Source organism: Gaoshiqia sediminis, assembly GCF_025907915.1.
GTDB classification, from domain to species: domain Bacteria; phylum Bacteroidota; class Bacteroidia; order Bacteroidales; family Prolixibacteraceae; genus Gaoshiqia; species Gaoshiqia sediminis.
This window is the reverse complement of sequence record NZ_JAPAAF010000060.1, coordinates 1-12,605: the sequence shown is the minus strand read 5'-3', so window position 1 is coordinate 12,605 and position 12,605 is coordinate 1. Positions and strand designations below refer to the sequence as shown.

Below are 12,605 nucleotides of genomic sequence, written 5' to 3'. Positions count from 1 at the left end.
ACCGCTGAGTATTCGCCAAGTACCGCAGAGATTTTATTTTAATTATTGCGCTCTTTGCGCTTCACCGCGTCCTCTGCGTTTAACTCTTCTTCGCGACCTTTGCGTTTAACTCCTCCTCGCGTTTAAATCCATTAGTGCATACCTCTCCCGTTCCAGGCTAAAAAGCCCGAAGTAAAACGCCATTATTTTCCCGTTTCCGGGTGCCCGTGGCGCGCCCCGGTTGTCATGCATCAGCCTGTGATGGCTGCCTGGCGGACCATGTTTGTTTGCTGTCATTTGTTTCTTTTTAAGTTCCTTTTTTTAACGCCGAGACCGCTGAGTATTCGCCGAGTCCCGCAGAGATTTCTTTATGAATCATTTTGCGACCTCCGCGCTTCTTCGCGTCCTTTGCGTTTAAATCTTCCTCGCGTTTAATTCCTTTTTAACGCTGAGACCGTAAAGTATTCGCTAAGTACCGCTGTGATTCTTTATTAATCATTTCGCGACCTCCGCGCTTCACCGCGTCCTCTGCGTTTAAATCCTCTTCGCGTCCTTTGCGTTTAGTTTTTAACACCGCGTTCTTCACAGAGTAACCACAGCGAGCCCCATTCATCAATCATCATTCATCAATCATCAATCAGAACGTACCTCTCCCGTTCCGGCCGCGCGGGCCGGTTGCCAGAGTCTGGTATGTGACTGCTATGTTTCGTGCTACGCCATCTCCTTATTCGTTTGAACGATTGGATGTAACTCGCATACAGGGCGCCCGTTGCCGGACTGGTTCCGCTTTGCTTCTCTACCCCCGAAGCCCTGCCCCCGACCAAACGGCCGGGGGTGGTATCTTGGGTATGAAAAAGCAAAAGATTAATACTACTGTCCTAGTTATGGAATTGGAATTGAAACTGGTGTCAAGAATGGGTCTTGATCACCTGCAGCTTCACCAGGTTCTGTGTTCGTATTGATTTCAGGACGTTGTTTAACTGTTTGAGCTGCATAATCATTTTCAAAATTATCAACTTCTCCACAATCAGCTGTACCTCCAGAGGCAGCATCCGTATTTTGGAAATGCACATCACCATCGCCGTTAAACGTTACACCATCGATTGACATTGTAATAGTCTGATCAATTAGTCCTTCGAAGAATGTACCGGAAGTAGGATCTGTGTGATCAAGCTCCATAATGATATAGATTACCTCCCCTGTTTCATCAATATCTGTTGACGCTCCTTGAGGAGTTACGACATCTGCAGTAGTCCATTCATTCAGACCATCGCTATTAGAATCTACTCCTGAATCGGTAAAACTGCCGCTACTTCCAGAACCATCTGCTGCTGTATTCCAAGTTACACTGGAAATTAATTCTCCTGCATTAACCCCTGAGATTTGTAACGTAGGTGTCCATGAATCAGACCAGTTGGCAGCGGCTACAGCCCAAACAAAAGTATTCGTCCCATAATCATAAGATACATCATCAGTAGCTGGATTATAGTATGCAGATACTATATCAGAATAACACTGTTGTGCAACTGTCGCAGATCCATCTGCCTCCCAACCTAACTGCGTGCTGTTCAATACATCATAACTGGCAATATCCAAGGTAAATTGGTTAACAGGCAGGATCTTGTACACTTTCATATTTTGCGGTTGACAAACACCGTTGTCTCCCACTACTTCGACTATCAAAAAGAACGGAGTAGATGGATCAGGAGGCAATGCATTCCAACTCAATTGAATTTCTTCACTTGGATCAGCGACATTATAATTTCCTGAAATATCATCAAACTCATTACCGTCAGTAAGTGCTGTGGCGGTCAAAGCGCCAGCAGTAATGAAGGTCTGATCAGTAGTCACCCTCCACCTGTATGTTATCCCTGCGGTACCAGTAAACTCAGTGTTATTCGGCACAGTTACACTATAAGTATAAGTTTTACCTAGAAGCGGGTTTAATGGCCCTTCTGTGACCACACAATTTAATGTGCGAACATCGAACGGTGTTTGCGCATAAGATTGATTCACCCCCGCAAAGACTGCCAGCAGGAAAAGGGTTAGGAATAAAAATTGCTTTTTCATAATAATTAACTTTTAATGTTTGAAAAAAGGTTTTGTATTGATTTTTGTTTCAAGCTGTAAGTTTCTAGCCACAAGAAACATAAAACAGGCATCTTGCAACGAAGCAGTCCTACAACTAACACCATATTACTATTTCTTATCAATTGCTGACAGATACATGCTGCCAGTATTTTTACCGTTTAGGTTTCACCCGGATTTTCGATTTTCCGTTCAACCCTTCGGTGTTTCATTTTCTAGTCTTGCTCACTCTTTTATTCGCAAAATCAGACCTTTTGCCTTTCCTTTCCCCTTTTGCTTCCGGCCTCCCATGCGGGAAACCGGAAGTATCTTGGGGAATGAAAAAGCATGTCTTTCATCGTGCTTTTTAGTCTGTTAACACTGGATTGGGCGTAACGAATTGAAGAGGAGGAACAGGTGTAACTTCCGGACGCGGGGCAATGGTTTGATCAACCCAGTCTGCATCAGCAGCTTCATTTGTACAACTGCCGCCTGCATCACTTAAGTCATTGAACTCATTACTTGCACCGTATGTACCATCAATCGAAACCCGAATTGTTTGATCCGTAATATTTTCATGCTGTTTATGTGCAATTTGTATTTGTACAGGGATGTCAACACCACCTGTTTCAGAAGTTAAAGTGGCGGTGTAAGCCCCATTACCCAATGCATCAGGAGTACCTGACCATCCTGCTGTTACTATAGTGGCAAGCTGGTTAGTTTCTACACCAGAGATTTTTAGTGTTCCGGTGAAATCACCCTCATAACCTTCAGCATGGATGATGACCCATATTGTCGATACACCAAAATCGTATTCTACTTCTGCTGCAAGCGGGTTGCCCGGGACAGCTGGTGTTGTTATTGTAGCTGAATAAACATCCGGCGCACAAATTTCGAAGCCTGTTAATTGAGTAGCTGTTGGATCAGGTGAAGTAGTACCATCAAGTGAAGCATTGATATCCAACCAGAAACCGTTGATTGGCACAATCGGAAAAACCTTGATGTTATTGATTTCACAGGTGGCAGATACTGCGGCTGAAACCTCTTGACTATATTCAACAACCAGATAATAGACTTTGCCAACTGAAGTTGGGTTCCAGATTATTGCGACATCATCGGTTGTATTCCCGGTCCAGGAAAAGTCAGTTCCTGGAGTAACTGCGGCTCCGGCGAGAAGATCTGTTGATTGAGTAACATGCCATGTATAAGTTCCCGATCCGTCGTACCCATTTAGATTCTCAATTTGAACGGTGTAGTTATATTCCTCTCCAATGGTTGGGGAATATTCACTCCCTCCGCACGTAGGCGCTGCCCAGACAGCAGTATTCGTATTCTTATACGTCTGTGCATAAGCTGAATTCGTGCCGGCTACTATAGCCGCCATCAAGAAAACGATTGCTAAAATTTGCTTTTTCATATTCAAATAATTTAGTTCATATCAGTGTTTTTATTATTACGGACTTACTTTTGTTATCTGTGGCCGTGGTTGAATCCTAATTTGAGCGGTTTTCCTCTCAGACCCCATCCCGCATTCATCTTCCAGCCAATAAGTTAAATTATAAATCACAATGGTATCGTCATCTCCCCGGAAAACAATTTCGGTACTATTAGTTGCCAGGTAATCAGAGATCTGACCTTCAATGTCGGTTAATTCATTATTCTTAAAATCGTAATAAGGCAATCCCGCTTGGGTGGTAATTGTCCAGTGGAGCGTTAAATCGGCTAGGTCAGTGCAATTGTCATCGAAAAATGCAATCGGATTCAAATCCAGATAGCTATCTGATGCAGTCAGTACGAAGTAGTCCGGGCGGTCGTCAATCACATCAGGACTTGGTTCATATATCGGATTGTAAGAGGCAATAACGTCTGCCAATCCTTCAGGCCGTCCATCGTAAAGAGCAGTAAGAATGTCGACTACGCAGAAATAAGTATCTGGAGGATCTGCCAAAGTTGGCGGATCGTTATCCACAACCTGAATGGTTTGCTCATACGGGGTACTCGTGTTGCCACAGTCGTCGGTTGCTCTCCAGGTTATGGTATAGGTTCCGGTGTAAGAGCAGCTTCCCGGGGTAAATACTTCGCTCACTTTTTGTATGTCTGATACATCGGAATCGCAATTGTCGGTTGCTACGGGGAACAGGGCTTGCGCATCCGCCAGGGCTGACGGATCGTCGCAGGAAACCGACCGGTTGAGTTCCGTCGGGAGTGTTGTCCATACCGGTGGCGTTACATCCTGCACCGTTATTGTTTGCGGAACGATTTCAAAGTTGCCACATGCGTCAACGGCTGTCCAGTTACGGATGATGGTGTAATTTCCTTCGCAGCTTCCGGGTATGGGGGCATCATCTGAATAATGAAAAACGATATCTTCCGTATCGGTGCAATTATCGGAGGCAGACGGCCATCCGGTTTCATCGGGATGAGATGAATCGCTGCATTCAATCGCCACGGGCGCCGGTGCAATGATAAACGGGGCGGTATCGTCCACCACAGTTATGGTTTGGGTGTAAGTAGCGCTCGGGTTCCCGCACAGGTCGCTGATGGTCCAGGTGTTGGTATAAGTGCCGGATTGCGGGCAATCGCCTGACGGAACAAAACCACCTTCGATTTTTAGCAATGTTGAAGGGTCTAATCCGCAATTATCGGAGGCAACCGGCTCCATGAGTTGGGTGGCAGCCAGGGCGGCTGCAACGTTACATTCCACCGTCACGTCGAGTTCGCCTTCATACGAATCCCACTCGGGTGCTTCGGTGTCTTCAATGGTGATCACCTGGGTATATACCGCGCTTTCGTTTCCGCAATCGTCGGTTACCGTCCAGGTATTAGTGATGGTGCCGTTTTGTGGACAAGAGCCGTCGGAAACAAAAGTCCCTTCATTTTTTACAATATTGGTGACGTTGCCGTCGCAATTATCGGATGCTACCGGGAACAAGGCCTGCGCGGCTGCCAATCCGCTGGCATCGTCACACTGAATGGGTTGGTTCAAATCGCCGGCAGCAGTTGTCCAACTTGGGGCTTCGTTGTCAATAATTGTGATGGTTTGGGTGTAAACGTCTGAAACATTTCCGCACTCGTCGGTCACCGTCCAAGTGTTGGTGTAAGTACCCGCCTGCGGACAGCTGCTCCCCGGTGTAAATGTCCCGCTTACTTTAAGAATGTCTGTTACATCCGTGTCACAATTGTCAGTTGCAACCGGGAACAAAACTTGCGCAGCATCTATTCCGGCCTGATCGTCGCAGTCCAGTGTTTTATCCAGATCGCCGGCATCAGTTGTCCAGTCAGGGGCGGTATCGTCGTAGAAGGTAATCCGTTGCGGGCAATCATCAGTCAAACCTCCCATATCTTCCACAGTAAAGGTGCGAATGACCTCAATCGGGCAACTTCCGCTTTGCGTATCGGAATAGTAATAGTGGGTGATACCGCAATTGTCGGTTGCTAATCCGCCCGCTGTAGTAAATTGGGCCTCGGTAATTTCAACCGTCGTTTCGCTGTAGGCCAGGCCACCCACGCTGGTAATGGCGCATGCAGGGATGTCAATGGCCGCAGGGCATTGGGTGATTTCCGGTGGCGTGTTCACTTCAATGGTAATGGTCACGTCAGCTGTTGCGGTACAACCGTTATCGTCTGTTACGGTTACGGTGTAAGTGCCCGAGGCCAGCAAGGTTGCTGTTGGGTCGGTTTGTACGGGCGAGGTATTCCATGAATAGGAATAGGTACCTGTGCCGCCCGAGGCGGTAACCGTTGCTTTCCCGTTGTAAGTTTCCACGCAGGTTTCGTTAACCACGTCCGAGATTGTGGCAGTCAGGGCCTCGTCGGGTTCAGTAATGGTCACCGAAAGCTGGTCGGTACAACCGTTGGCATCGGTTACGGTCAGGGTATAGGTTCCGGCAGTCAGGTTTGAGATGTCCTGCGAACTGGCCCCGGTGTTCCAGAAATATGTGTACGGCGGAAGGCCTCCGCTGACATCCGCATCGATGGCCCCGGTAGCATCGCCTTTGCAAAGAATATTGGTTTGCGAAACCAGGCTGGCAACCGGTGGCTCGGTAACGGTGATGTCCACCGTTGACGAAACGGCCGGGCAATCGCCATCCGGGTCGTTGGTGGTCAGGGTAAGAGTTACCGTGCCGCTACTAATCGAAGGTGTGTAAGTTGAGGTTAATGAGTTGACATTGGAGAAACTACCTGACGGGGCGCTCCAGGTGGCGCTGGTGGCAGCTCCGCCAATGGAGCCATTGAGCGTGATGGAACCGCCGGCACATACCTGTTGTGGTTCGCCGGCATCAACGGTCGCAGCCGGGTCAATGCGCACCTCCAGGGTGAACGTAATACCCAGACACGGACCGGCCGTTGGGGTAACCAGGTAAGAGGCCGTAGCCGGCAACGAAGTGGTGTTGATCAGCGTTTGGCTGACCGACGTTTGCGGGATGCTCTGGGCCGACCCTCCTGTGAAACCGCTGCCTGTTGGCGCTGTCCAGGTGTAGGTGGTACTGGCAGGCACTCCCGGCGCGGTAAAGTCGAAAGGGGTACCACTACAGGTAGAGGTGCTTTCGGTGGAAGTAACCGTTGGCACCGGGTTGATGGTGACTTCTACCTGTGCTGTAATGGGGCAGTTGAAGTAATCCAGCAGTTCCAGCGTGTAAGTGCCGGCATGAGCCTGCGTTACGTTGTCGATGAACGGATTAACTTCGGTCGAGGTAAACCCGTTTGGTCCGCTCCAGTTGTAAATGATCGGCTCATTCCCCCCGGTAACATTGGCCGTTAATTGCAAGGTTTCGCCTTCGCAGGGTGTGTTGGCTGTTGGTGTGGCGGTGAAAGGCGTGGCATCCAGGGTACCGAACGAGATGTCGTCAAGCCCATAATCATTACCGCCAGCATCGGTATTCAGGTTGACAATCCGAATAACGGCAGTGGTGTTGGTTCCGGAATTCCAAAGTGGATCACTGTAGAATCTAATCCAGTTGTCAAGGTTAACTTGAGCATCACTGGTTGGTTTGGGAGCAATATTCAAATCAGCAATGGTTCCCACTTGTACTCCATTTACCTCAAACCGGAGTTGAGCCGGAGAGGCAGGATTTAAATTCATCCCCCAGGCACTGAAATAGTAATTTGTATTAGGTTCTACGGTAACTGTCTGTTCCCAAATAGTTTTTACAGGCGTGGTCGTGCTGCCATTGATGATCATGAAATTGCTGCTACCACTGGTGTGGTCTCTACCATAAAAGTTTGTGTGGTAGTTATTGGCATTCGTACCAATAGCGTATAATCCTTCCGGCCACAACTCAGTTTGTCCGGCTCCGTTGACAACATAACCATATCCGGTACTAAAACCAGTGTTTCCTGCTTCAAAATCCCCGTTCAAAACCAAATTATTGGATACCGTAATATTTCCATCTCCGGTACAGCCATTGGCATCGGTTACGGTCACTTCGTAGAAACCGGCCAGATCGACTTCAATGCTTTGGGTGGTTTCGCCGGTGCTCCAGAGGTAGGATGAAAAACCGCCGGTGGCTGTTAGCTGTATTTTCCCGTTGCCGGTGCAGTAGTTGGCTGTGATTTCTACTTCGGGTTCGGGGCGTACATTAACCGTAACATAGGCCGTTCCGGGGCAATCGATATCCGGATCGGTATAGGTAACGGTATAAGTAGTGGTTTCCGTTGGTGTCACGTCTGTCGGGTTGGCCTCGGTGGATGTCCATGAGGAGGTGTTTGATGTCCATAAAATAGTGGCCTGCGATTGCGGTTCGCCCGAAATAGTTACGTTGTCAATGGCCCACCAATAATCATTATTCGCTTCGTACCTGAACCGGATATAGATGGAGGATTCTCCCACTGGAAGAGTTACGGATACTTCATCAAAGTCATCCGGATCACCAGCGCTACTTGTAAACGGTTCCAGGGTTGTCCAGCCACCGGTGCCGGTTTGCGACCATTGGACTCGGGCATTATCTGAGCTTCCCCCTTCCCGGTAGTAATGCCAAAAGGTTAAGGTAGCGCTTGTGTAGCCAACGGTACTGAATTGCGGGCTAATTAAGTTGGTTGTGGTACTTCCTCCTTCATCATTATTGTTGGATAGGTAAAACTGGCTGTTATCGTTTGAGTGAAAAGTGATACCACCCGGTCCCGGAGAATTATAATAGTATCCATTGGGTCTCAGTGTCCATGCCGCATCTGAATCGCCGGATGAGTAGGTGTTCGTCCAACCATTTGCCCCTCCGTTAAAACCTTCGGAAAGGATGGTTGTTGGCAATCCGGCCGCAATATTTGCCGATGAAAATAAATCCACGCTTTCACCCGGGCAAATGGTGGTTTCGGATGCAGAAGCAGTAACCTCCGGGGCAGGCATCACGGTTACGGTAAGGTATTGCGGGCTGGGATTAACACAGTCGTTCGAACTTAGCTCAAAGGTATAAGTTACAGTGATCGGGTTGGAGGAAGTGTTGTACAAAGGTTCGCTAATATTCAACGTTCCAATCGCAGCCGCATTATAAGCATCTGCCGGTCGCGACCAGGTAAAAACTGTTCCCGAAACATTGCTTTCAGGTACAAAATTCAACATCGACCCACTGCAAACCGGCGAGGCGGTGTTGGTGAGTACCGGGGTCGGGGTCACCATCACGGTAACCTCCTGTGTATTGGTACACCCATCGGGGGAGGTCAATGTGTAGGTATAAATTACCGGAATCGGGTCGGTCACCCAGTCTTCCAGCTCCAGGGTTTCCTCAATCCCGTTTTGTCCACTGTTTGCCGATGTTTTCACCCCGGAAATGGCAAGCCGTTCCCACTCTAACGTGGTTCCCAAAGGCGAAACCGTGGGATTGTAACTAAATTGTGTATTCCCGCAAATACCGGTTGGGCTCAGCGAGCTGGTCAGCACGGGCTTTTGGTTCACCGTTACCTCGGCTATACCTGGTTGTGCCTGTTCGCAAGTGGTGGAGCTGGCATCGCGCACGCTAACCAGTTCGTAGGTAAAGGTACCGGGGATGCTGGTGGCAACATCCAGCGTGGCAAAATCATTGCTGCCTGTTGTGGTAATCGTTTGGTTGGTTCCGCCATTCAACGAATAGGTAAAGGTATAAGGGCGGGTGCCGCCGCTGCCGGTAAAGGTAATCACCGGTTCTGTGTCGTCCTGGCAAACCGAAGTAGTGCCGGATATCGCAGCCGTAGGCAGGGGATTGACAGTAACGGTTGCGCTCTTGCCGGTTTGTTCCTGCGAGCATCCGGTACCTCCCTGCACACGCACCAGGTTATAGGTAAAGCTTCCATCGGTTGAATTAGTAACAATGACTGTTGCAGTATTACCCGATGTTGTTACAGTTTCTTCAGTCCCGCCATTAATGTTGTAGGTAAAGGTATAGGGGGCTGTGCTGCCCGAGCCGGTAAAGATGATCAGGCTGGCATCCCCCCGGCAAACGGTTGTCGTTCCGCTAATGGTGGCAGTCGGCAACGGGTAAACGGTGATGGTTTCTGAGCCGGATTGCGGATTCAAGCAACCATTGGCGCTTTCAACCGATACCAGGGAATAAACATAGGTTCCGGTTGATGTGGTTGGTACGTTAATAGTTACCGAACTCCCCGAAGTAGTTGTTTCAGTTTCAATTGGGCCACCGTTTATCCGGTAACGGAAGATATAGGGCTCCGTGCCTCCCGAACCTGTAAAGGTAACGGTGGGTTCATCGCCATTCAGACAGGCTGAATTCGTGGAAGCATCGATGGTCGCAGTTGGCAAGGGCTTTACAGTGATGGTCAGCTCGTCTGTCTGTTCCTGTGAACATGCGGTTGAACTGGCATCAGTCACGCTAATTAAACGGTAGGTGAAATCTCCCGGAACGTTGGTTGGCGGGTTTACCACGCGGCTGTTCCCCGAAACCGTTGTCAGAAGCGGTTGTACAATGCCGTTTATCGAATACTCGAAGGTGAAAGGCGCTGTTCCCACTGTTCCGGTAAAGGTAATGACGGGGGGAGTCCCGTCCTGGCAAACTTCGGTCACATTGGCCGAGATGGTCGCGTCGGGTGTCTGGTTCACCGTAACCGAAACCGAACCAGACTGGCTTTGCCCACAACCATCGTCGCCCGAAACAGCAACCAGGGTATAGGTGAAGGTGCCCGCTGCGGTTGTGGGCTGGGGGATGGTCGCTATCCCCGAGGCATCAGAATTGATGGTTTGGTTTGCCCCATTGTTGTACTTGTAGGTAAAGGTGTAAGGGGCAATACCACCGCTTCCGGTAAAGGTGATCACCGGGGCAGTTTCACCCTGGCAAACGGCTGTTTCGTTTACTTCAATGGTGGCTGTTGGCAAGGGGCTGACGGTTACGGTGGCCGTTCCGCTTTGAGTTTGTTCACAAGTATTGGCATCGCTCACCCGTAGCAACTCGTAAGTGAAATCCCCGGTGGTTGAAGTAGGCACGGAAACGATGGCCGTATTGCTGGAGGAAGTCGTACTGACAGTCCTTTCGGTTCCCTCGTAATCGCGATAGGTAAACGTATAAGGTCTTGTACCATGATCGCCGGTAAAGGTGATGACCGGCGAACCAGCTCCCTGGCAAACGGTATTGGCCCCTAAAATCGTAGCTGTCGGTAACGGGTTGACCGTGACGGTTGCCGAACCATTTTGTGTTTGCTCACAAGCCGTCGAACTGGCATCCTGTACGCTGATCAGTTGGTAGGTGAAGCTTCCGTCAGTTGATGTATCAAGCGGAATAGTCACGATGTTTCCGCTAACAGTTTCCACTGTTTCCGGCGAGCCTCCGTTAACCGAATAGGTAAACGTATAAGGGGCCGTTCCGTTGCTCCCGGTAAAGGTTACCGAGGCTGCATCGTTCAAACAAACTGAATTGTCCAATGCTGTTACCGTAGCGGTTGGCAAGGGGTTGACCGTAATTTGGTAGGTGAGCGGTGTTCCTGTGCATCCGTTGGCCGTGGGCCTTACGGTAATAGTGGCTGTAATGGGCGCCGAGGGGTTGTTGCTGTTCGCGGTAAACGAGGGCACACTGAGCGGTCCTGTACCGCTGGTAGGCAAGCCAATGTTTGGGTTGTTATTCGTCCAGGTGAAAGTTGTGCCGCTTACCGGGCCGGAAAGGTCCGTTGCCGGAACGACATCTCCTTTACAATATACCTGGTCGGCAATAGGATTTACCGTAGCAGTAGGTTTTATCCCCACGGTTACGATCTGGGTGTTGGTACACCCATTGGCAGTTAGTGTGAACGTGTAAGGTACCTCAATGATCTCGGTGGTTGTGTTGACCAGGGGTTCCGATATGATATTATTGCTGCCATTTCCTTCAGGATTACTGATCCCTTCAACCAGGGGACGGTGCCAGCTCATGGTGGTGCCTGCTACATGTGTAAAAGCAGTGTAGTTGAACGTAGAACCACTGCAAACATCAGAAGGAGTTAATGAACTGCTCAACGTCGGGTTCGGGTAGACTGTAACCTCTAATTCCTGGGTGTTGCTGCAATCATTGGCAGTCATATCGATAACATAGGTTACCGTTTTATTCGTAGCAGTTGAATTGATCAGTGTTTCATTGATTGTCCCTGATCCGCTTTTGGTCACTTCGCCGAGGGAGTTTGTAATACCGGTAACTGCTTGTCGTGTCCATGTGAAATCTACGTTTTCGGTATCACTGGTTGGTGCGTAACTGTACAGGCTTCCGCTGCAAACGTCATCCTCTGTGGGCGATGATAATACGGGTGTCGGATTCACGGTGATGGTGAATGTTTCCGCCGGGCCGGTGCACCCGTTTGCTGTGGCTGTAACACTTACTGTAGCAGGAATCGGGTTTACTGTCGGGTTTGTTGCAGTAAATGATGGAATACTCCCGGTACCTGAAGTGCCAAAGCCAATGTCGGTGTCACTTGTCCAGTTAAAGGTTGGATCAGTCACATTACCTGAAAAAACAACAGGATTGCCCGTGTCGCCATTACAATAATCAGAGACAACAACCGCGTCCACATATGGGGTAGGATGCACCGTAACATCAATCGTGCCGGTTGCGGTACATCCGTTTTCATCGACGATCAACAGTGAGTATTCTCCGGATGCGGTTGGGGTTGCATCCGTAATCGTGGGGTCTTCCAGGCTGGATGTGAATCCGTCTGGCCCGGACCAGGAATAAGTCAAAGCTCCGGTACCGCCGCTTGCCGATACCGAAAGGTTGAGATCTTCACCTTCGCAAACCGGACTGTTTGAGCTAATCGCATCTATGCTCACTGGTGGCGGAACCGTGATTGAAAATGTGCAGAAGCTTTCATTTCCGGCCAGGTCGGTTACCGTATAGGTAATTTGAGTAGTTCCCCGGTTTAAAGTATAGGTACCAATTTCTTCGGTTCCGCTGTCTTCCGTTGCCCCGGTCATCACCCAGCTTAACGAAGGCGTACCGCAGTTGTCCGAATACGTGGGTGCCGGAACGGCTGCCGTTCCGGTACAAGCTTCCTCGTTGATGACGGTGTATGAGGGGGGGCAGGAGGAGATTGTCGGGTCTTCGTTGTCGGTTACCGTCACATCAAAGCTGCAGGTCTTGGTGTTGCCGCTTGCATCTGTAACCGTCCAGACTACGGTA

3 protein-coding genes are annotated in these 12,605 nt (G+C 49.5%); all 3 read right to left on the bottom strand.

Annotated features, from left to right (window positions below; translation table 11 throughout):
- Positions 1-861: 861 nt before the first annotated feature.
- Positions 862-2,049, bottom strand: a complete 1,188-nt coding sequence (locus N2K84_RS19320) for a hypothetical protein (RefSeq protein WP_282593482.1) — start codon at positions 2,047-2,049, stop codon at positions 862-864.
- Between the two features lie 364 nt (positions 2,050-2,413).
- Positions 2,414-3,463 (bottom strand): hypothetical protein, encoded by a 1,050-nt coding sequence (locus N2K84_RS19315; RefSeq protein WP_282593481.1) that lies wholly within the window; start codon positions 3,461-3,463, stop codon positions 2,414-2,416.
- Between the two features lie 36 nt (positions 3,464-3,499).
- The gene (locus tag N2K84_RS19310; protein ID WP_282593480.1) at positions 3,500-12,547 is read right to left on the bottom strand and encodes a PKD-like domain-containing protein; all 9,048 of its coding nucleotides are present in this window, start codon (positions 12,545-12,547) and stop codon (positions 3,500-3,502) included.
- Positions 12,548-12,605 lie beyond the last annotated feature (58 nt).